The following is a 19479-nucleotide window of genomic DNA, read 5'->3' on the forward strand; positions in this document are numbered from 1 at the left end:
GGCAAAGCGTGCGATTCTAGCAACCCGCGCCGCGGCGATACAGGCGCCAGTTCATCGCCAGCCAGTGGCAATTCCATCAGTCGAGCGCTGCGCCATGGCCGGTTCGGCGGTCCCTTGAGCAAGCGGCCCAACGCTTACGGCAGCACGGCCAAGCGATGGCGGCCACGTACAGCGACGCGCGCATGGCACTGCCAGCAATGGAGAACAAAGATTGACGGAAGGGCAATTCCAGTTCGCTGCGGCTGAGAATGCGAACCTGGCAAAGTATCCCGATTGTGCGGGCAAGACCCGCCGGCCACGCGCCGCGCTATGCCGCCCTTTCGATGTCGCGTAGCGTCTGCATGGCCATCAGCGCGTTCTCCAGCCCGCCGATGCGGTCGATGAAGTGGCTGATGGCAATCAAGTCATCGATGGCAAGTTCCGCCACATCCGCGGCGAGTTGGGCCTCCATCAGGTCCACGCAGCGGTCTTCAAAGGGAAGGTAGTGATCTTCCATCATCGGGCGGAATCCCCTGAGCAGTCTCGAAACGAAGTATGGCACTGGATAAATCGACCGGACCAGCGATCGGCTTTGAAGCAATTCGGCACGGGTCCAGTTGAGACGGTCGGATAACCTGGCGATGGCTCGCGCGCGTGGCGCAGGCGCTGGCGCACAAGCGGCGCTAGTAGCGGCGCTGCTCGCAACGACTTTCAATACACCCACGGCGCCGGCTCGCTTTCGCTGCGAGTCTTGGGACCGCTTTCGAAGCAGTGCGCAACCGCTCGCCATTGCAAACCTCGCATGTGGTTCGGATACTGCGACGATGCGCATGGGCCAGCACCAACCCACAGACGACGACCAGGCAGCGGGCGCCTGCCACGACGCCGCCGAACTGGCGCGGTTCGGCTATCGCCAGCAGCTTGCGCGCACCATGGGCTTGTTTTCCAGCTTTGCCGTCAGCTTCTCGCTGATCTCAATACTCACCGGCATCTTCACCAATTTCGGCGCTGGCCTCGCGCAAGTTGGTCCCGCGGTCATCTGGTCGTGGGTCGTTGCCGTCATCGGACAGTTGCTGGTCGCGCTGATGGTGGCCGAACTGGCGGCCCGCTTCCCGCTATCGGGCTATGGCTATCAATGGGCCACACGATTGATCGGTCCGCGCTTTGGGTACTTTGTCGGCTGGCTTCTCTTGGCGCAGTGGCTAGCTGGCTTTCCCGGCATCTGCAAGACGTTTGCCGAGCAGATCCATCTGGCGCTAGGCGCGGTGCTGGAGGCTCCGCCATCGGTCTCCTGGCTAACCGTTGGCGCCATTACCCTGGTCACACTGATCCATCTGTGGGGTATCCGACTGGCGGCGCTGGTCAACGATTTTGGTGTGGTGGCCGAAATCATCGGCGCGGCCGCCATTACGCTGGTGCTGCTGGCAATCTGGTTGGGCAGCGGCACAACGAAGATGAGCTTCCTGTTCAACAGCACCCATCTGGCCACCGGCTCGCCGGCCACCTGGCAGGCCTTTGGCCTGTCGCTCCTTTTAGGCGCCTGGTGCATCACCGGGTTTGAGGCCGCTGCCGATCTGGCCGAAGAAACCCGCAAACCGCGCGAAACCGTCCCGCGCGCGGTCATCCTCAGCGTGCTCAGTTCCGGCATTGGCGGCTTCTTGATGCTGGCGGCCTTTATTCTCTCGATTCAGAATCTCACCGAGATTCAAAAGAGCGATGCGCCGCTGGTCGAAGTGATTCACTCGCAGGTCGGTCCAACCGCCATGACGGCGCTGTTGGTGATTGTGACCGTATCCATCTTCGCCTGCGGCGTCGCTAGCATGGCGGCGGTCACTCGGTTGCTGTTCGCGCTGGCCCGCGACAACATGCTGCCCGCCTCACGGATTTTGAGTCAGGTACACAGCAAGCATCAAACCCCCACCTACGCGATCCTCACTATCTGGTTGCTCACCTGCGTGGTGGTGCTGCTGCTCGAATGGCAGCAGGCGCTCGACATCATTACCTCCATTGCCACGGTGGCTGGGTACTTGGGCTATGGCGGCATTGTTTTGGCCGGTTTGGTCGGCCTGCGCCACGCCGATTGGAGCCCGGGGTTTCAGCTTGGTCGCTGGCGAACCCTGGTCGGCGTCGTGGCGCTTGTCTGGACGGCCGTCGTGGTGGTGGCGCTGACCATTCCCAATCCGGCCGCGCCTCGTCCCTATGCGCCATTGGTAGCTACCAGCGCCGCAATTGGCGTGGGCGCCTTGTTCTACCTGCTGTGGATTCGCCAGCGCATCGCCAACGGCACGGCCGGCCCACCGCCGCTCGCCGATGATGGAATGACGGAGCCGGCTGAAATGCTAGCGGCGCCAGAGACGGTTTGAGCGCTCGCCAGTCACCGCGCGGCCGGGGCGCGACTTTCGTCCCAATCGCCCCACACATACAGTTCGGCCAGCGCACGATTGCTGTCCCAAACCGCGGCGCCCAGGCGCAAGCCATCGCCGGAAAAGCGCACCCGCCGCACCTGTCCAATGATCCCCTTCAAATCGCCTAGTCGCTGCCCAGTGGCCACATTCCATAACGGAACCACCAAGGATCCGCCAGCGGCGGCCAAGGTGCGACTGTCAGCGGAAAAGTCGGTTGAAATCGGAGCGAACCCAACAGGCAGCACATGCGCTGTTTGCCCGCTGGCGGTGTCGACGAGCTGAATCTCATGCGTCGACATGGTCACTGCCAACCAATTACCGTCGGGTGAGAATTGAAGCGATTTGACATCGCCCGCATTCAGCGGCAGCGGCAGTCGCTGTCCGGTCGTCAGATCGACCAACAACGGCTCCGCTGGCGCGGCGCAAAGCGCCACCAGTCCGTGCTCGTCGCAATATGCCAGGCGGCAGTCGCCCACGTCGCCGACGGGAGCAAGCGAAGTCAATTGGGCGCCCCAGCGACCGCTATCGGTTGCCAACATGCCGTCTGGCGACAATAGCGCGTGCGTCCCCGCCAGATGATCCACCGCGATCTGACCAGCCGAGGCATCCACCGCCGGCAGCGTGGCAGTTTCGTTCCACAATTCGAACCGCGCGGTGTTCGAGTCCTTCGCGACCAGGACGCCGGGCGCCGCGTCGTTCGGATCGAACACAATGACTCCCCGCTCTGGCGCCGGCCGCAAACGCGCGTGCCGCTGACGCACGTCCCACAGTTCCACTTGCTGACCAGGACGCCGCTGCGCCATCCAATGGAGCGTCGGCGAAATATCGATTTCATCCAATTCCCGCGCCCCCGGCGGCGGCCCCAGCGCTTTGCCAGACATCGCTTCGCCCCCCGCTGGATCAACTTCGCTCCAAAGCAGGATTTTCCCGTCGTAACTGATGGCCGCCAAACTGCTGTGCAATTGTGAAAAATCCAGGTCCTGCATGCGCGCCGCGTGCCGATGAATCAACTGCCTCGCCTCCCCCGATAGTTCATTCCACACGCGCACAGCGCCGTCGTTACACGCCGCGGCCAGCCAGCGATTGTCATCGGAGACCGCCAGCGACTGGGCATCGCTCGGCACCCCCAGCGTGGTGAATGCGCGACCTGTATGGGCGTACAAGAGCGAGATCTGAAAATCTTGCGAACCGACAATCAGCGTCGGCGAGTGTCTCATAAAGCGGAGGTCATGCGCCCCGATCGGAAGATCATTCAACAGTTGCCAGTCCGAAGTTTTCCAAATCCATGTATGACCTTTCTCGGGGCTGGAGCAAGTCGCGGCCAACAGCAATCCATGCTCACAAAAGTCGAGTCGGTTGGTGGTCATCCTTGTGGTTGGCAATGACTTCACTAGCGCATGGTCCGCTAGCGACCAGACCCGCACCTGATCATCGTTGCACCCGGTCGCAAGCCACTCTCCGCTTGGATGCAGCGCCACGCTCGTCACGGACTTCTCGTGCCTGATCGGCGGCGCTGCCTCGCGCCGCGCGCCAACATCCCAGATGCGCGCGGTCTTGTCGCAACTGACGCTCGCCAACAGTCGGCCATCGGCGCTAAACGCCAGGTCGTTGACGCATACATCGGCTCCCGGTGGGATTGCTGGCGCCAAATCGCCAACGCACTCCAGCGGATTGCCCCGCCACAGCCGAATGTGGCCATCCTTGCCGCCGGTCGCCAACAGAGCCTCAGTCGGCGACCACGCTATGGCGTAACCCTCTTGATGACGGCTGTCGACAATGCTCGGCCGCGCGCTAAACTGCCGATCGAGATAGCGCCACGCAAAATCTCGCAGGTCCACGCCAGCCGTCGAATCGCGATAGCGATCCAAAAGTCCTCGCAATCGCGGCCCGTCTCCCAATTGGTATGCGTCGAACGCCTCGCGCAAATCGACCGCGTACTCCAACTCACTATGCTGTCGCGCAGCGCTGTCAGACGTATCCACCAGCGACATCGCGGGAATAACGCCCTCACCTTCGCGCGCCGTCATTTCTCGGCGAAGCCCCCACGCGCTGTTGACGGTCGCCAGCGCCGTCATGATCGCCAGCGCCGCCATCCAGACCAATTCCGGACGCCGCCGCAGCGTCTTGACCGCGCGGCGCAGCGGCCCGGCCGGGCGCGCCACGGTCGGCCGCCCCGTCAAAAATCGATCTAAATCCTCCGCCAGTCGCTGCGCCGATGCATAGCGCCGCGCCGGTTCCTTCTCCAGGCATTTGAGACACACGGCCTCTAAATCGCGCGGAATACGGCCGGCCAACGCGCGCGGCGGTGTAGGCGATGCGCCCCGCACCAACAGCATCGTCTCGGCGCGATTCGCCCCGCCATGTGGCGGTTCGCCCGTCAGCAACTCATACAAAATTGCTCCCAGGCCATAGATATCGGTGGCCGGCCCGGCGTCGACGCCAATGGCTTGCTCTGGCGCCATGTAGCAGGCCGTGCCCAGTGGTTCGCCCGTGAACGTCAAGTCGCGCTCTTCGTTCAAGAGTTTCGCCAAGCCAAAATCGCTGATCTTTGGCGTCTCCTCGGTGGTGAGCAGGATGTTCGATGGCTTCAGGTCACGATGCAGCACGCCGCGCGAGTGCGCATGCTCAACCCCCTCGGCAATCTGTTTCACCCATCGCGCCGCTTCATCCGGCGAAATGGACTTGCCGTTAGCCCATCGCGCCAGATTGCCCCCTTCGATCAATTCCTCGACCATGAATGGCAAATTGTCGAACTCGGCCGCCTCGTGTACCTGCACGATGCATGGATGGTGCAGCCGCGCGATGCTGGCCGCCTCAATGTGTAGCCGCGCGCGAGAACGAGCGCTGGCGAATTGCCCCGCGACAATCACCTTGATCGCCACCTCGCGCCCCAACGACAACTGAGTGCCCCGGTAGACGATGCTGGTGCCGCCGCGCCCTAGCACTTCGTGAATCTCATAACCAGGAATCGCCGGATAGCGCTCCGCGCGCTTGCTGACAACGCGATTCACCGCATCCAGCGCGTCCAGGCGGCGCTGTAACTCTTGCGCCAGCTCGCCAGATGCGCGACACGCATTGGTCAATAGTGGATCAAGCGCCACCAGCTCCGCGAAGGTCTCTTCCGCGTATTGCTCGCGCAGCGACTCCAACCGATCGAGCAAGCTGTCGATCGAAGGATCGTCCGCCGCTCTCAAGTCGATGTCGATGCTCATAGACAAGTCATCCGCCGTCAAGGAATCTCGCGCGCTTGGATCTACAGGAGCGGCATTTCGCCCGCCAACGCGTCGTGCAGCCGCAATCGCGCCCGCCGCCAGCGACGTCCTACGGTCTTCTCGGCCACGCCCAACAGCACCGCCACCTCCGCCTGCGGCAAATCGTGTAACCAAACGAGGTCGACTACCTGCCGCTCCTCGTCCGGCAGTCCATCAATCGCGCCATACAGCCGGCCCCAGCGTTCGGCCTGATCGAGCCGTCCTTCAGGGCCCGGCTGACGATCGAGCGCCTCCGCTTCAGAACTGCGACCATCGACCGATGGAGCATCGCTCAAGTAGTTGGCGCCCCAGCCCGTGGGACCATAATAGTGTCGCGCCAAGTCGATGAGCGCGTGCCGCATATTCTGCGCGGCAAAGGCCAGGAACATCGCCGTGTTCGTCGCGCGCAAGTCAGAGAGTCGCCGCGTCAGCCGCAGCAGCGTTTGTTGCAGCACGTCGTCGGTTCTTTCCCAACGGCGAAGGCAGTTGCCGCGCAACATCCGCGACGCCAGATTGCGCAGTCGTGACTCGGCGAATCGAATGAGCTCCTCGCGCGCGCGATCGTCTCCATCGGCGAGCCGCTCAATCAGATGTGTCACGCGCGAAGTATCGGCCGCAATGGCCATCGTCCTGCCCTTGAATCCCGAAGCCAACAGTGCATGGTGTCGATCTGCCCCGTGCCCCATTGCCGCCCCGTTGCTGCGTGACCATTTCCCTCTGGCCTACCCCCTATTAGAGCATTAGATGATGCTACCGCAGCGGGGGAAATAGTTCAAAGAGAATCTCGACAATCAAGTCCAAAAAAATGGACCCACGCATCCGTTTCGCCGTCCGCCAAGGCGCTCGGTACAATGACGCCGCGCTAGTCGCCTCTTAGTAGGACTCAACAAATGGCCATCGATCAATCCCGGCGCGACACCGGCAAAGTTCGCGGACGTCGCAAGCTTCGCTATCAATCGTTCGACGAGGTGTTGGCCGAAGCCCGGCGTCTGCACGCTACTCCACATCGGCAACTCGGCAACTGGACCTTGCCGATGATCCTCCAGCACCTGGCCAACGGCATTCACGGCTCCATCGACGGGGGCACGTTCAACGTCAAGTGGTATTACAAGCTGATCGGCCCCTATGTCATCAAGCCCATGCTGGTCAAAGGGCCGTTCCCGGCGGGATTCCGTTTGCCACGCGCTGCCGAGGCGCGACTCGTGGCCCAGCCCGACGTCGACTACGACGCCGCGATGACAGCGCTAGAACAAGCCGTCGAGCGATTAAAGCGCGAACCCCAGCGCGGCAAGCACCCCGTGGCGGGCAAGCTCACCCGCGACGAATGGGACCAGTTCCACCTGCGCCACGCCGAGATGCATCTCAGCTTCTTGGTCGACCAATAGCGCCGACTATCGCTCCAGTCGGGCGACAATTTGCATTAGTCGACTTCGCACCGCGGACAAATCTTCAAATTGGCGATCTTCCATAAACAGCCATTGGATCCAACTCAGTCCCGACAACACAACTCCCGAGCGATCGAAAATGCTCACCAGCGCCCGCTCCACTTCCGATAACGGCCGCAGCCGCTCATAAGCGATCATCGCCGTTTGCCATTGGGCACGGTCGTTGCCGACCAGGCTTCCCGTCAATCGCGCCACGTCGCCTGCCACACTTTCAAAGCGCAGCGCTCCAAAATCGACAATGCCCGCAACGCGATCATCTGCAAACAGCACATGATCGTGCCAGATATCGCGAATCGCTGGCTGGAGCGGAACCACCATGGCCTGCGCATCTCGCAACTCGCGCTGGATGGCGCCAAGCCGCTGCGCAGCCACGCCCAAAATCCGTGCGGGCAAATCTCCCAGCTCACCCAATGGGCATTGGACCGTCGCGCGACGTAACAGTTCCAACTCGCCCCCCAAGAGCCGCGCGGTCCACTCGCGCCGCTCTGCCAGTCCAGGGCTTGGCCCGGCCGCATGCGGCTCAAAGTCCGCAACCGCCACATGAAACCGAGCCAGAGTCTCCAAGGCGGCCACCAGCCGATCGGACGTTGGCCGATCATGAAAATCGGCCCTGCCAGGCAGCCAGGGGGTCAACTCCCACAAGTGCCCCCGCCAACGAACAAATGATTCCCCGCTGGCCGTAACTACCGGCAGGGGCAACTGGGTAAAACCTTTTGCCCCCGCATGCCGTAGGACGGAGTGTACGAGCTGAAGTCGGCTCGGCGTGGGATGCTCTAGTGGCCATTGCCGTAGACACCAATGCCCTGCCGGCGACTGCCAACGCCAGAAGCGAGCCCCGCTGAAACCGCCCGCCGAACCGAGGAACTCCGTCTCGCTTGGCAGGCAATGCGGCGGCCAAAACCTTGTCACCAACTCCCGAATCGGTGTCTCGTCATTCATCGATCGTGGATTTCGCTATCCGATTCAACGAGCCCGTCACGCAAGATTTGTGCGAATCACCAACATGCCCCTACGAGTAAATGGTCTACCATCTGCGGGGAAGGGCCGTTCGCTGGTCCAATTCCATTGAGCCGATGAACAACTTTCAATTTGAGCAAGAAGGGAAGCCTAGTCTATATTTGACGGTTATTCCGCCGATTCGCCATTCGCCAGGAATCTAGATCAGCGGCAGCGCCGGTTACCGAGGCGCCGCGACGCCGTTTCCGTTTTGCTCGACGTAGTCTATCGAGGCCCCTCGCGCGCTGCTCGCCCGTAGTCGCTCGTGGCGCGAATTTTCTATCTCCGCACAAGAAAGTCTTCGAGATGAAGAAGCTGATTCTGACCGCCTTTGCCTGTCTTTCGATTTTCGCCTGGCAACCTGCCTCGGCTTGGGCCGACGACGCCAAGCCCGACTCCAAAACCGAGGAGAAGGACGAAAAGGGCAAGGACGAGGAAAAGAAAGACAAGTATCCTCCGTTCGCCGAAGTGACCAAGGAGGCCAAGGCATCGGCCGACGGCAGCCTCATTAAGATGTGGCAAAAGGGGGAACACCTCTTCGCCGAGATCGGCTCGGGGCAACTCGATCGCGACTTCATCGTGCTCATCTCCATCGCCCGCGGCATTGGCGAGGGCCCGATCTTAGGCGGCATGACCTGGGGATTTGGCGACGATTGGTTGTGGCAGTTCCGCAAAGTCGACGACAAGATTCACATCGTCCGCCGCAATGTGCGCTTCACCGCCGACAAAGGCAGCCCCGAAGAACGCGCCGTCAAGCTCGCCTACACCGATAGCGTGTTGTTCAGTTTGCCCATCGTCACCAAAGGCCCTGCGGGCGGATCGGTCGTCGATCTCGGTCAGGTCTTCATGAGCGACCTGCCGCAGATCTCCAGCGTGCTGCCCGGCTTCGCGTTCGCCGCCAACAAATCGAATTGGGAGGCGATCAAGGGCTTCAAAGACAACATGGAGATTCAAATCGCCGCCACCTATGCTTCCGGCGGCAATATGAGCTTCGACACTGTCGCCGATAGCCGCGGCGTGACCATCGGCATTCACTACTCCATCAGCTTGTTGCCGGAAAATGGCTACAAGCCGCGTTTGGCCGATGACCGCGTGGGCTATTTCCTCACGGTGCTCAAGGACTACTCCAAGAAAGGCGATGACGATCAGTTTGTCCGCTACATCAATCGCTGGAAATTGGAGAAGGCCGATTCGTCCGCCGATGTGTCCCCCCCCAAGGAGCCCATCCGCTTTTACATCGAAAAGACGGTCCCCTATCAGTACCGCAAGCCCATCCACGATGGCATCTTGGAATGGAACAAGGCGTTTGAGAAGGCGGGCTTTGTCGACGCGATTCACGTCATTCAGCAGCGCGACGAAGACACCTGGGATCCGGAAGACATCAACTACAACACCTTCCGCTGGATCACCTCGTCGGCCGGCTTTGCCATGGGCCCCAGCCGCGTCAATCCGACCAACGGCCAAATCCTCGACGCCGACATCATCTTCGACGCCGACTTCATTCGCTTCTGGCGCGACGAGTACGAGCTCTTTTCGCCTGACGTCGTCTCGCGCGTGACGGGCGGAGCGTTCGATCTGCATAGCTACGAAGAGGAAATGAAGAAGGTGCCGCCGCATCTGCGCCATGCCTACACCTGCCGCTGCGAACTGCACAACGGCATCTCCCGCGAGTTGGCGCTCGGCTCGGCCGCCATCACCGCCATGGAAGGCGCCGAAGGCAAGGAGATGCAAGAAAAGATGGTCATGCAGGGGCTGAAAGAAGTCACCATGCACGAGGTCGGGCACACCCTTGGCCTGCGGCACAACTTCAAATCCAGCACCCTCTACACCCTGGAAGATGTCAACGACCCCGAAAAGACCAAGACCACCGGGCTCACCGGCTCGGTCATGGATTACACCCCCGCCAATATCCAACCCAAGGGCGCCAAACAGGGGGACTACTTCTCCGGCACGGTTGGCCCCTATGACGTCTGGGCCATTGAGTATGGGTACAAGTCGCTGTCGGGCGGAACCGAGGGCGAAGAGGCCGAGCTGCGCAAGATCGCCGCGCGTTGCGCCGCCCCAGAACTGGCCTACGCCACCGACGAGGACACCCGCGGCATCGACCCCGATCCGCTCGTCAACCGTTATGACCTGGGCAAGGACCCGCTCGAATACGCCAAGCTGCGCAGCAAGCTGATCGGCGATCTATGGCCGACGTTGGTCGAAAAGACATCCAAAGACGGCGAGGGGTACCAGCGGGTAACCCAGGCCTTTGGTGTCTTGCTGCGACAGTACGGCCTGGCCAACTTCTTCGCCTCTCGTTTCGTCGGCGGCGTGAACGTCAATCGCGACCATAAGGGAGATCCCAACGGCCGCGCCCCGTTCACCATTGTGCCGGTCGAAAAACAACGCGAGGCGCTGGCCCTGCTCGAAACGCAAGTCTTCAACGACAAGCCGTTCCAATTTCCACCGGAACTGTATAACCATCTGGCCACTTCGCGCTGGAGCCACTGGGGAACTAATGAGCCCCTGCGCGTCGACTTCGCGGTTCATGAGGTGATCGGCATGTGGCAAGAGTTGATCTTGTCCAAGCTCATGTCGTCGCTCACGCTCGAGCGCGTACACGACGCCGAACTCAAGGTGGCCGCCGACCAGGACGCGCTCACCACCGTCGAACTGCTGGATCGATTGACCAAGGCGATTTTCGCCGAGGTCGACGCGTTGCCTGCGGGCGAGTTCACCCCGCGCAAGCCGGCGATCAGCAGCCTGCGCCGCAATCTGCAGCGCAAGTACCTGACGCAGCTTGCCGACCTGGCGATGGGCAACTCCTTTGCTCCCGCCGATTGCCAGACCGTGGCCTACGCGCAGCTTGGTTCGCTGCAGGAGCGAATCAACAAACTGATCGAGGGGGGCGCCAAGCTCGATCCCTACAGCCAGGCCCATCTCAAGGAAACCTCGGCGCGGATCAAGAAGGTGCTGGAAGCTCAGCTAGAGCTGCCTCGCGCCTAGCGCCATTTGTGAATACCTAAATCTCAAAAGAGCCTCCGGACTCGCGCCGGAGGCTCTTTTTGTTGTGATGTCAGGCAGGGCGCCACGACCGCGGGTTACTCCGCGCGGCGATTTCTTCCTCGCCGCTCGAACCGAATCTCCCCCTCAAACTTCGCGCCCTGCAATTCCTGCCACTTGGCCTTTTGATCGGTGGTGAGCACCGCATCCAGCTTCTTGCGCGTCTCGTCGCGCGCCGCGCGAAACTTCTCGCGCGCTTGCTCGCGATTTCCCTCTTCGCGCAAGGCCCGCATCGCCTCGCGCCCCGCCTCCAGCGCGGCGCTCACCTGCGACTTTTGCTCGTCCGTCAGCGCGAGCGCCTCCGCCACGTCGGCGTCGGCCAGCGCGTAGGTCCCTTGCTGCTGCCAGCCAATCTGCTGCAAACGCTTGACTTGTTCTTCGTTCAGAATCTTGGCCAGCGACTCGCGCGTCGCCTTGGCTCGCTCCTCCCATTTGGCGCGCCGCTCATCTCCGCTAAGTTCTCGCAGCTCCTGCATTGACTCGCGTCGCTTGGTCGACAACTCCTCGATCGCCGTCCGCTGCTGGTCGGTGATCTTTAGCTCGCTGCGCACCGAGTCTTGCGAGAGCAGCATCAATCGATCCCCCCCCACGCCGCCGATGCCGCCCGGCCCCTGGGCCAGGCTCAAACCAGTCGCAGTCGCCAGTGCGAACGCTGCAAAAACCAAAATGCGAGGCCTCATGTCAAAAACTCCTGCAATGGGGAGATCGGCGCGCCAACGGCGCGTGCCCGCTATCTGCTCTTAAACCACTCTCCCGGTCAATAGTTCCGCGGCGCCCGCGCGAATTGCTCGAAATGCGTTCCCCAATCGGCTAACCTGCGGAGCAACGATTCACCAAAACTCCAACTTCAGCCAGCAATAGGTGCAGCCATGCAAGAGGAACTCATCAACTTTCTGCCCAAGAGCGATTTCTCGCGCCGCGATTTCGTCGTCACCACGCTGGCCACCGGCTTTGCCTTGGCGGTGCGTCCCGTGTCGGCCGCCACCATCACCACCGACAGTAATGGCCTCGTGGCGGGCGAAGTGAAGATCCCGGTTGCCGACGGCGAAATCCCCGCCTATCGGGCCATGCCCGCCAGTGGCGCATCGTTCCCGGTCGTGCTCGTCGTGCAGGAGATTTTCGGCGTCCACGAACACATCAAGGATATCTGCCGTCGATTTGCCAAACTCGGCTATTTGGCCATCGCGCCAGAGCTTTACGCGCGGCAGGGAGATGTCTCCAAAATCTCCAACATTCAAAAGGTCGTTTCCGAAGTCGTGTCCAAGGTGCCCGACGCGCAAGTCATGTCCGATCTCGACGCCGCCGTGGCCTGGGCCGCGAAGAACCAGGGAGACGTCAGCCGACTCGGCATCACCGGCTTTTGTTGGGGCGGCCGGATCGTCTGGCTCTATGCCGCCCACAATCCCCAGCTCAAGGCGGGCGTGGCCTGGTACGGCCGCCTGGTCGGCCAGAGCGACGAGTTGCATCCCAAGCATCCGCTGGAGATTGCCGCCGACCTCAAGGCCCCGGTGCTGGGGCTGTACGGCGAGGCCGATGGCGGCATCCCGGTGGAGACGGTCGAGAAAATGCGCGCCGCCCTCAAGGCCGCCAACCAGCCGTCGGAGATTGTGCTGTATCCCAAAACGCAGCACGGCTTCCACGCCGATTATCGACCGAGCTACCATCCCGAGAACGCCGCCGATGGCTGGAAGCGTTTGCAGGAATGGTTCAAAAAGCACGGCGCCGCGTAAGCGCGCGGCAGCCCCTCGGAAGCGTCGGCCACTGCCGATATAATTACGCGACAACCATTGCCGCCGCGCGCGACGCTCGCGCGCAGCCGATATGCCCGCTAGCCGAGCCGCCGCACCGTGATCGCCACGCGACTTCCCACCTTGATCGCCGACTTGCGCCGCGTCGCGGGCGACGACGGCGTGCTGGCCAATCACTCCGAGATGCTCGTCTACGAGTGCGATGGCTTTGTCATCGAAAAGAACTGTCCCGATGTGGTCGTCTTTCCCCGCACCGCGCAGCAAGTAGCGGCCATCGTTCAGCTTGGCAACGAGTACGATGTGCCGGTGTTGCCACGCGGCGCCGGCACCAGCCTGGCGGGCGGTTGCCTACCGGTGGGTGGCGGCATCATGGTCGTCCTCACCCGCATGAAGCGGATTGTCGAAATCAATCTCCGCGACCGCTATGCCGTGGTCGAACCGGGCGTGGTCAACATCTGGCTCACCAAGGCGCTCGCCGGCGCCGGATTTCATTATGCCCCCGATCCGTCCAGCCAAGGCGCCTGCACCATCGGCGGCAACCTGGCAACCAACTCCGGCGGACCGCACACCCTCAAGTACGGCGTGACCGTCAATCATGTGTTGGGGCTGGAGGCGGTGCTGGCCGATGGGTCGATCGTCGAGATTGGCGGCCCGGCCGAAGACTCCCCCGGCCTGGACCTCACCGGCGTGATGGTCGGCAGCGAAGGCACGTTGGCGATCGCCACCAAGATCTGGGTTCGCATCACCCGCGATCCGCAAGGCTATCGCACGCTGCTCGGCATTTTCGAATCGGTTGACGACGCCACCAACGCCATTAGCGCGATCATCGGCGCCGGCATCGTGCCGGCGGCGCTGGAGATGATGGACCAAGGCATTCTGGTCGCGCTCGAAGAGGCGTTCCAATTTGGTTTTCCGCTCGACGCGCAGGCCATTCTGCTGATCGAGGTCGATGGCCTGGAGGCCGGGCTAGACGCCCAGCGCGACCAGATCATCGAGCTTTGCCAACGCAGCGGCGCCCGCGAAGTGCGTCAGGCTCGCGATGCCGCGGAGCGGCAAAAGCTGTGGAAGTGCCGCAAGCAGGCGTTCGGCGCCGTTGGTCGCTTGAGCCCCAGCTATTGCACGCAAGACGGCGTGGTCCCACGGACTAAACTGCCCCACATGCTACGGCGGATTTATCAGATCGGCGAGAAGCACGACATCAAGGTGGTGAACGTGTTTCATGCCGGCGACGGCAACCTGCATCCCATTCTGCTGTTCGACGAGCGCGACGCCGCTCAGGTCAAGCGGGTGCTGAAGGCCAGCGAGGAAATTCTCGACGAGTGCATCGCCTGCGGCGGCAGCGTGACCGGCGAGCATGGCATTGGCGTTGAGAAGATCGAATTCATGTCCAAGCTCTTCGCGCCCGAAGACCTGGAGGTCATGGAGCGCCTGCGGCTGGCCTTCAATCCCGCGGGGCGCCTCAGCCCGCACAAAATGCTCCCCACCGCCGGCGCCTGCGGCATGGAACAACATCATCCCGGGCGGCGCGCCGCCGTTTGACGAAAGGCGACACTCGCTTGAGCGCGGTCAGCGACAGCCTACCAATCACCGAGACAGCCACGCCAGAAACGCAGGCCGACGTGGCGCAAGCGCTGCGCGACGCCTACGCCGCGCGCCGCGCCGTCTACCCCCTCGGCGGCGGCACGAGCCTCGATTACGGACTCGCGCCCAAGCAACCCGGCCTCGGACTGTCGCTTGGCGCCTTGCAGCGCGTGATCGACTACCCCTCGCGCGATTTGACAATCACCGTCGAAGCCGGCATCACCATCGCCGAACTGACCGCCGCGATGGCCGCCGAAGGTCAGCAGTTGCCGATCGACCTGCCACACGCCCAGGTCGCCACGCTCGGCGGCGCCATCGCCACCAATTGGAGCGGCGCCAGGCGCTATGGCTACGGAACCCTGCGCGATTACATCATCGGCATCAGCGCCGTCGATGGCCGCGGCACGCCCTTCAAGGCGGGCGGCCGGGTCGTCAAGAACGTCGCCGGATACGACTTTTGCAAATTGCTCACCGGTTCGCTGGGCACGCTCAGCGTGATCACACAGGTGACGCTCAAGGCCAAGCCCCGGCCCCAGCGATCAGCCTTCGCCGTCGCCGCGGTAAACAATCTAGCCGCGGCCAGTGCGCTGCTCGACGCCTTGGCCAGTTCCGCCACCACCCCCGTGGCGATCGAACTGATCGCCGGCATCGCCTGGAGCGACATCTCGGGCGAGCTACTGCCTGCGGGCGATCTGCGCATCGTGGTGGGCCTGGAAGGGACAGCCGCCGAAGTCGATTGGATGCGCGAGCAACTCGCCCGCGAGTGGCAGCCGCTCGGTCAATCGCCCGAGTTCATCACCGCCGATCTGCAGGTAAGCGCGCTATGGACCGCGCTCAACGACTTTTCATCCGGTCCGTCGGAGCTAACGGTCAAAATCAATGTGCTCCCCAGCCGCGCGGCCGAACTGGTCGGCGTCGTGCGCGAACTCGATGCCACGGCGTCGATTCAGGCGCACGCGGGCAATGGCATCGTGCTGGCGCGGTTCAACGAGCTTCCACCCGGCGGCATGCTCGCCACGATGGTCAAGCGACTGCAACCGGCGGCGCGCGCCGCCGGCGGCAGCGCGGTGATCCTCAGCGCCAATAGCGGAGAGCGCACCGCGCAGGCGGTTTGGGGATCGCCGGCCGCCGACTGGCCCCTGATGCGCGCCGTAAAAAAGCAGTTCGATCCCCACAACATTCTCAATCCCGGTCGCTTCGTCTACTAGCGCGCGGCTAGTCCGTAGCAGCCCTGACGAGCGCGACTTGCCTGCGGTATGCTGAATGTCATGAGCAGCACCTTGGAGAAGAAATCGAGCCGGCCCGCCGACGCGCCAGGCGTCACGCCAACTCCTTCGTCGGTCGATGCTCATCCCGAGCGACAGGCCGCCGCAATCGCTGCCCAAAATCCCGGCGCCGGCATCGACTACGAACTGTTTCTCGACTGCGTGCATTGCGGCTTGTGTACTTCCGCCTGCCCAACCTACCTTGAGTTGGGCGACGAAAACGACAGCCCGCGCGGCCGCATCTATCTCATGCGCGCAGTGACCGATGGCAAGTTGCCCCTCACCCAACAGGTGAAGGGGCACCTCGATCTCTGCCTCGACTGCCGCGCCTGCGAGACCGCCTGCCCCTCGGGCGTGCAATACGGCAAATTGATCGAGCCCTTCCGCGTGGCCATGGAACAACTGGATAGCGCCCCCAAGAGCGGCGATTGGTTCCATCGCTGGGTCCTCTTTGGGATGTTCCCCTACCCCAATCGCATGCGCCAAGCCTTGGCGCCGGCGCGCGTGGCCGAGCGGCTGGGGCTGATCCGCTTTGCCGAGCGCACCGGGATGTTGCGGTTGTTGCCCGCGCGGCTGCGGCAACTTGTGCAAATGTTGCCGCCACCCGGCAAGCATGAGAAGCAACTGCCCGAGTTTCTGCCGGCGATTGGCCGCCGCCGGGCGCGCGTCGCGCTGTTCACTGGGTGCGTCGCCGACGTGATGTTCCGCGGCACACATTGGGCCACCGCGCGGGTGCTCCAACAAAACGGCTGCGATGTCGTTGTGCCGCGCTCGCAGGTGTGCTGCGGCGCCATCCACTACCATGCCGGCGCTGCCGATCCCGCGCGCCAACTTGCCGACGTCAATCTCGCCGCGCTCGATCCCGCCGGCGTCGACGCCATCGTGGTGAATGTCGCCGGTTGCGGATCGATGCTCAAGGACTACGGCCATCACTGGGACGATGCCCGCCAACCGGAGCGCGAGGCGTTTGCCCACAAGGTGCGCGATATCAACGAATTCTTGGATAGTCTCGGCCTCATCACACCAGAACATTCCATCGACCTGACCGCCACTTACCACGATGCTTGCCACTTAGGGCACGCCCAAAAGATCCGCGAGGCGCCGCGGCGCCTGCTGTCCGCCGTACCGGGCCTCCGACTTGTCGACTTGCCAGAAACCGAAGTCTGCTGCGGCGCGGCCGGAACCTACAATCTCACCCAGCCCGAGATGGCTGGTCGCCTCAGCCGTCGCAAGCTGGACAACATCCTCAAGACTGGCGCCAGCGCCGTGCTCACCGCCAACGCCGGTTGCCTGTTGCAGATCGCCCGCGAGGCGCGCGCCCAGGGACACCCGCTGTGGATCGCGCACCCGATGGACTTGCTCGATCTGGCCTATCGCGGTGAAAAGCCGCCGGTGTAGACGGCAAGCGCGTTCGCGCGTCGTGACGCGCTGTTCCGTTTCAAGATCGCGCGTTGCCGCGGATACTCATTTCCGGCGCGATCCGCCCCCCGCGCCATAGGTGCGGTCCATCCACACCCGCAACCCCCACCACGTCGCCAGGCCAATGGCCCCCATCGCCAGGAGAAATAAGGGATAGCTCAACCACCACGGAAGTTGCTGAGTCGCCATCGTGTACTCCGACATTCCGCCGATGCCGACCAGCAAGGCCATCGGCAGGAACACCACGTTCACAATGGTGAGGTTTTTGAGCAGCATGTTCATGTTGTTGTTGATGATGTTGCCCCGCGCGTCCATCAAGCCCGAGAGCACTTCCGAATAGATCGCCGCCTGCCGCGCGCACTGGTTGTTTTCAATAATGACGTCTTCCAGCAACCGCACGTCGTCGGCCGACATGCCAATGCGATCCGCCGACGCCCGCAACCGCAACAGCATCCCGCCGTTCGACTCGATGGCGTTGACATAGAAGATCAGGCTCTCTCCCAGCGCGAACATTTGCAGCAGATGCTCGTTGCCGACCGAGGAGTTCAGCCGCGATTGCACCTCTTGCGCCATGTGCTTGATCACGCGCAAATGATCGAGAAAGTGATGCACCGAGTCGAGCAGCAATTGCAGCAGCAAATCGTTGAGCGAGGCGATGGCGCGCGATCGCTTGTGAGTCATCGTCGGCGCGTCGTCAGCGGTCACAATCACCAGATGATCGGCGTACAGCATCAGCCCGACCGACGACACCTCAAATCGTCCCGCCACGCGCAGCGAGGCCGGGTTCGGCTGTTTCCAAATCACCAGCGTGTGGTCCCTTTCCACCTCGATGCGCGGCACTTCCTCGGGGTCGAGCATCGAGTTGAGCGTATGCTCGTCCAAGCCGCAAAACGCCGATAGCTCCGCCCGTTCATCGCCGGTCGGCTCGGAGTACACCCGGATCGCGGCGCTGCCGTGTCCGTCCTCGACGATTCGCCCGGCGTTCAGCTCATAGTCCAGACGCATACTCGCCCAATCTAACTTTGGCGACACATTGCATCGCCAGCCACTCGTGCCGCGACGCGAACCGTGTCACAACCATCCCCAAATCTCGCCCGCAGGCGCTCCGTCTCCTGCGCGACGGGCGCGACTACTTCCGCCCGCGACCCGGATAAATCGCCTGCTCGGTGATGATCTTGTCCATAAAGATGTCGTGTTCCGCAGTTGGAATCTCCGGAAAGAGCTGACATTCAAACGCCAGCGCCACCAGCGGCGTATCGGCCCGCGCATGTTCCAGCAGCTTGTCGTAGTACCCCTTGCCGTGCCCCATTCGTCCGCCGGTCCGATCGAACGCCACGCCGGGCACCATAATCAGATCCAGCGACTCGACCTCCACCCGCTTGGCCGCCACCGCTCGCAGATCGACCCGCGGCTCCAAAATCTTGTACATGCCCACTTCCAGCTCATCCATGCTTTCCAGGTGGAACAACTCCAATTCGCCGTCCACGCAGTATGGCACCACGATCTTCTTGTCGCTTTCGATTGCCGTCGGCAGATAATGGCGGGTGCGTACCTCGGTCCGCACGTCCAAGTAGTACATCACCGTCGCGGACTTCTTGTACTCGGGCAGATCAACGAACTTTTGGCAGATGATCTGGCTCAGCTCATCCTTGTTCTCTTGCTCGCGGCGGTTGGCGTGCGCCTGCTCGCGCAGTTGCGTCTTGCGTTGTTGCACATCAGTGGTTTCGCTGGAGGTCATCCGAGTGGTCTCCGTGATGAGATGACGCCGCCGGCCCGTTCGGCCATCGAGCAGGGACAAAGCGGAAACGCCCTATCGTACCGAGTCAATCGCTCGCGGCAAATTGCCTCAAGCGTCGCGCTCCGCAACCATCGTCCGTCGCCAACTGGCGGCGTCTTCGCCATCCAGCCGCAGCGTGAGACATTTGGCGCTGCCTCCCGATTTGACGAACTCGTCGAGCGGCGTCTCGCGCGGCTCAAAGCCGCGCGCCGCCAGCTCCGCATGCAGCTTCGGGCAGCCGGTGTTCGTCGTCACGGTTCGACCCACCACCACCGCGTTGCAGGCGAAGTGCCGGGCTTCCTCGTCAGCCACCGAGATCAGGTTCGGCACGATCTCGGCCAGAGCGCGGCGACCATAATCGTCCAGCGCCGCGGGGTAATAAATGGCCGTGTCGTCGGTGAGCGGGCAAAAGCAAGTGTCGAGGTGATAGTAGTACGGATCGACCAGTTCCAGCGGAATCACCCGCACCCCCAACAACGCGCCAATCGCTTGATGCCCGCGCGCGTCGCTGCGTATGCGGTAGCCCGCGAACAATGTGTCGCCGCAAAAGAGCGCGTCCCCGGCG

At 62.6% G+C, this 19479-nt stretch carries 15 protein-coding genes; 7 read left to right on the forward strand and 8 right to left on the reverse strand.

Features of this window, described 5'->3' with window-relative positions; all coding sequences use genetic code 11:
• Positions 1-307: 307 nt before the first annotated feature.
• Positions 308-499, reverse strand: a complete 192-nt coding sequence (locus K1X71_17270) for a hypothetical protein (GenBank protein MBX7074895.1) — start codon at positions 497-499, stop codon at positions 308-310.
• Positions 500-809: 310 nt separating this feature from the next.
• Here K1X71_17270 and K1X71_17275 point away from each other — a divergent pair, with 310 nt between their 5' ends.
• The gene (locus K1X71_17275) at positions 810-2342 is read left to right on the forward strand and encodes an APC family permease (protein ID MBX7074896.1); all 1533 of its coding nucleotides are present in this window, start codon (positions 810-812) and stop codon (positions 2340-2342) included.
• Positions 2343-2353: 11 nt separating this feature from the next.
• Here the strand turns inward: K1X71_17275 and K1X71_17280 are convergent, their stop codons facing one another.
• Both K1X71_17280 and K1X71_17285 read right to left on the reverse strand, forming a co-directional pair.
• Positions 2354-5596: a protein kinase gene (locus tag K1X71_17280; GenBank protein MBX7074897.1), complete on the reverse strand. Its 3243-nt coding sequence runs from the start codon at positions 5594-5596 to the stop codon at positions 2354-2356.
• Positions 5597-5637: 41 nt separating this feature from the next.
• Positions 5638-6261: a sigma-70 family RNA polymerase sigma factor gene (locus K1X71_17285; protein ID MBX7074898.1), complete on the reverse strand. Its 624-nt coding sequence runs from the start codon at positions 6259-6261 to the stop codon at positions 5638-5640.
• 264 nt (positions 6262-6525) lie between these two features.
• Between K1X71_17285 and K1X71_17290 the strand changes: the two genes are divergently transcribed.
• The gene (locus K1X71_17290; protein ID MBX7074899.1) at positions 6526-7020 is read left to right on the forward strand and encodes a DUF1569 domain-containing protein; all 495 of its coding nucleotides are present in this window, start codon (positions 6526-6528) and stop codon (positions 7018-7020) included.
• Between the two features lie 6 nt (positions 7021-7026).
• On the opposite strand, the gene K1X71_17295 is transcribed toward K1X71_17290, so the two are convergent.
• On the reverse strand, positions 7027-8019 hold the full coding sequence (locus K1X71_17295; protein ID MBX7074900.1) for a phosphotransferase: 993 nt from the start codon (positions 8017-8019) through the stop codon (positions 7027-7029).
• A 363-nt stretch (positions 8020-8382) separates the two neighbouring features.
• On the opposite strand from K1X71_17295, the gene K1X71_17300 reads away from it, so the two are divergent.
• Positions 8383-11067: a zinc-dependent metalloprotease gene (locus tag K1X71_17300; GenBank protein ID MBX7074901.1), complete on the forward strand. Its 2685-nt coding sequence runs from the start codon at positions 8383-8385 to the stop codon at positions 11065-11067.
• 95 nt (positions 11068-11162) lie between these two features.
• Here K1X71_17300 and K1X71_17305 read toward each other — a convergent pair whose 3' ends face one another.
• Positions 11163-11804, reverse strand: a complete 642-nt coding sequence (locus K1X71_17305; GenBank protein ID MBX7074902.1) for a hypothetical protein — start codon at positions 11802-11804, stop codon at positions 11163-11165.
• A 189-nt stretch (positions 11805-11993) separates the two neighbouring features.
• On the opposite strand from K1X71_17305, the gene K1X71_17310 reads away from it, so the two are divergent.
• The 4 genes from K1X71_17310 (at position 11994) to K1X71_17325 (ending at position 17116) form a co-directional block, all read left to right on the forward strand.
• Positions 11994-12854, forward strand: coding sequence for a dienelactone hydrolase family protein (locus K1X71_17310; GenBank protein MBX7074903.1), 861 nt, complete (start codon positions 11994-11996; stop codon positions 12852-12854).
• A 201-nt stretch (positions 12855-13055) separates the two neighbouring features.
• Positions 13056-14411 carry an FAD-binding protein gene (locus tag K1X71_17315; protein ID MBX7074904.1) on the forward strand — a complete coding sequence of 452 codons (1356 nt, stop codon included), beginning with the start codon at positions 13056-13058 and terminating at the stop codon, positions 14409-14411.
• A 17-nt stretch (positions 14412-14428) separates the two neighbouring features.
• Positions 14429-15661, forward strand: a complete 1233-nt coding sequence (locus tag K1X71_17320) for an FAD-binding oxidoreductase (protein ID MBX7074905.1) — start codon at positions 14429-14431, stop codon at positions 15659-15661.
• A 60-nt stretch (positions 15662-15721) separates the two neighbouring features.
• On the forward strand, positions 15722-17116 hold the full coding sequence (locus K1X71_17325) for a (Fe-S)-binding protein (GenBank protein ID MBX7074906.1): 1395 nt from the start codon (positions 15722-15724) through the stop codon (positions 17114-17116).
• A gap of 66 nt (positions 17117-17182) precedes the next feature.
• Here K1X71_17325 and K1X71_17330 read toward each other — a convergent pair whose 3' ends face one another.
• From K1X71_17330 to K1X71_17340, 3 genes are all read right to left on the reverse strand, one after another.
• The gene (locus K1X71_17330; GenBank protein MBX7074907.1) at positions 17183-18142 is read right to left on the reverse strand and encodes a magnesium transporter CorA family protein; all 960 of its coding nucleotides are present in this window, start codon (positions 18140-18142) and stop codon (positions 17183-17185) included.
• Positions 18143-18266: 124 nt separating this feature from the next.
• Positions 18267-18875 (reverse strand): 5-formyltetrahydrofolate cyclo-ligase, encoded by a 609-nt coding sequence (locus tag K1X71_17335; protein ID MBX7074908.1) that lies wholly within the window; start codon positions 18873-18875, stop codon positions 18267-18269.
• 108 nt (positions 18876-18983) lie between these two features.
• The coding region (locus tag K1X71_17340; protein ID MBX7074909.1) for an amidinotransferase at positions 18984-19479 on the reverse strand (496 nt) is incomplete at its 5' end.

This window comes from Pirellulales bacterium, from assembly GCA_019694455.1.
Taxonomy (GTDB): domain Bacteria; phylum Planctomycetota; class Planctomycetia; order Pirellulales; family JAEUIK01; genus JAIBBY01.

Excerpts from the sequence above, each read along its gene's own strand:
- K1X71_17270 (MBX7074895.1), bottom strand. The coding sequence starts at position 499 with ATGATGGAAGATCACTACCTTCCCTTTGAAGACCGCTGCGTGGACCTG.
- K1X71_17275 (MBX7074896.1), top strand. The coding sequence starts at position 810 with ATGGGCCAGCACCAACCCACAGACGACGACCAGGCAGCGGGCGCCTGC.
- K1X71_17280 (MBX7074897.1), bottom strand. The coding sequence starts at position 5,596 with ATGAGCATCGACATCGACTTGAGAGCGGCGGACGATCCTTCGATCGAC.
- K1X71_17285 (MBX7074898.1), bottom strand. The coding sequence starts at position 6,261 with ATGGCCATTGCGGCCGATACTTCGCGCGTGACACATCTGATTGAGCGG.
- K1X71_17290 (MBX7074899.1), top strand. The coding sequence starts at position 6,526 with ATGGCCATCGATCAATCCCGGCGCGACACCGGCAAAGTTCGCGGACGT.
- K1X71_17295 (MBX7074900.1), bottom strand. The coding sequence starts at position 8,019 with ATGAATGACGAGACACCGATTCGGGAGTTGGTGACAAGGTTTTGGCCG.
- K1X71_17300 (MBX7074901.1), top strand. The coding sequence starts at position 8,383 with ATGAAGAAGCTGATTCTGACCGCCTTTGCCTGTCTTTCGATTTTCGCC.
- K1X71_17305 (MBX7074902.1), bottom strand. The coding sequence starts at position 11,804 with ATGAGGCCTCGCATTTTGGTTTTTGCAGCGTTCGCACTGGCGACTGCG.
- K1X71_17310 (MBX7074903.1), top strand. The coding sequence starts at position 11,994 with ATGCAAGAGGAACTCATCAACTTTCTGCCCAAGAGCGATTTCTCGCGC.
- K1X71_17315 (MBX7074904.1), top strand. The coding sequence starts at position 13,056 with ATGCTCGTCTACGAGTGCGATGGCTTTGTCATCGAAAAGAACTGTCCC.
- K1X71_17325 (MBX7074906.1), top strand. The coding sequence starts at position 15,722 with ATGAGCAGCACCTTGGAGAAGAAATCGAGCCGGCCCGCCGACGCGCCA.
- K1X71_17330 (MBX7074907.1), bottom strand. The coding sequence starts at position 18,142 with ATGCGTCTGGACTATGAGCTGAACGCCGGGCGAATCGTCGAGGACGGA.
- K1X71_17335 (MBX7074908.1), bottom strand. The coding sequence starts at position 18,875 with ATGACCTCCAGCGAAACCACTGATGTGCAACAACGCAAGACGCAACTG.